Genomic DNA, 1,287 nt, shown 5'->3' with positions numbered 1-1,287 from the left:
TACCGATCACCAGCTTCATTAGCTCCGAGTCCTGCCTGACCCAGCCCTTGCCTGGCGACCAGTCCGTTCTGGGAACCATTAAACACAAAGGCAAACCCCGACTTGGGAGCCGACCCCGGGGCTTCACCAGGGGCACCTACTACTAAGTCGTCAAAACCGTCTTTGTTAAAATCTGCCATAATTATTTACCTACTTGGATTTGGTTTGAGCGCTTTCCCAATTCCCTCTGTAGACTTCTCAGACCCAGTTCAGGAGTTTATGCAGTCAGTTACGAAACTTTACATTGATTGGGTAGGCTATGATAATCACCAGCCAGAAACTCTCTGCTGATTGTTGGTCTAAATTAGCTTGCCCAAATCCAGTACCTGTGCAGAACCAGTCAAAAAGAGCATTTGCACAGTAGCGATGCAGCGCGGTCTTGGGGGTTTCCCCCATGAGCGACTGCATCAAGAATGGTGCGATCGCTCCCGTAGCCTGGTGTTGGTAGCGGGTAAACATTGCCTGATAGCTCTTGCAGTAGTCTTCGTAGAGTTAGCGTGTTTTTTTGTGTTAAACCTGATCCATAAAGAGCGCCCTGATTACTTTAACAGTCGGATCAGAATGCGTAGATAATGTGGCAACAAGACCCCCGAAACAATCAAATTCTGTTTCTCTCCATCTTCCTAGTCTTGGGCATCAGCACTCGGGACTGGACACTAAGACCAGACTTGATTCTAGTTGTAATCGCAAGCTGTCTACTAACTCAGTGGTTAGCAGCATTTCTTTGGTCAAACCCCAAACACAGATCCGCAATCAAAAACTCTGGGGACCTTGGCCTCTCTTTCTTTGGCCTCCCTTTCCTTGGCCTCCCTTTGAGTTTTAATCCCAAACCCTATTTCCAAACTAGCCTTGAATGGTGCAAAATTCAAACCTTAGAAACAATTCTTAATGTGCTGACAAAAAAATCAAATTGCCCCCAGGATAATGATGCTACTTTCGCCAGTTCTCCCAAACCCCCTTCCCTAAAAAGTGCTATGATTACAGCCTTAAGCTTGAGCCTGCTGTTGCGAGCTGATAACTATAGCACTATGGTTTTAGCTGGCTCCCTAGGAATTTTGAGTAAATTTATTTTCCGAGTAGAGGGCAAGCATTTTTTTAATCCAGCCAATTTCGGAATTATTGCTGTTCTTATCCTAAGCAATGATGCTTGGGTTTCTCCCGGACAGTGGGGGGATGATGGTTGGTATGCTCTATTATTTGCTGGTACTGGCAGTATGGTGTTAAAACGGGTAGCACGATGGGATACAA

At 45.9% G+C, this 1,287-nt stretch carries 3 protein-coding genes; 1 reads left to right on the top strand and 2 read right to left on the bottom strand.

Annotated elements, in window-relative coordinates; translation table 11 throughout:
• Window positions 1-179, bottom strand: a 179-nt coding sequence (locus F6K20_RS40410) for an integrin alpha (protein ID WP_353736916.1), incomplete at its 3' end; no start/stop codon positions are given.
• A gap of 85 nt (window positions 180-264) precedes the next feature.
• A complete protein-coding gene (locus F6K20_RS38890; protein WP_008181931.1) occupies window positions 265-498 on the bottom strand; it encodes a hypothetical protein in 234 nt (77 codons plus the stop codon).
• Window positions 499-611: 113 nt separating this feature from the next.
• Here F6K20_RS38890 and F6K20_RS38885 point away from each other — a divergent pair.
• The coding region (locus F6K20_RS38885; RefSeq protein ID WP_287298503.1) for a Na+-transporting NADH:ubiquinone oxidoreductase, subunit NqrB at window positions 612-1,287 on the top strand (676 nt) is incomplete at its 3' end.

Origin of the sequence: Moorena sp. SIO2C4 (genome assembly GCF_010672485.1) — a bacterium.
In the GTDB taxonomy this organism is placed as follows: Bacteria; Cyanobacteriota; Cyanobacteriia; order Cyanobacteriales; family Coleofasciculaceae; genus Moorena; species Moorena producens.
Note: the sequence above shows the minus strand (reverse complement) of the source record. Positions and strands in the feature narration are given on the sequence as shown.

Bases quoted from the DNA above. Each gene is read 5' to 3' on its own strand.
- F6K20_RS38890 (WP_008181931.1), bottom strand. From the start codon at position 498: ATGTTTACCCGCTACCAACACCAGGCTACGGGAGCGATCGCACCATTC.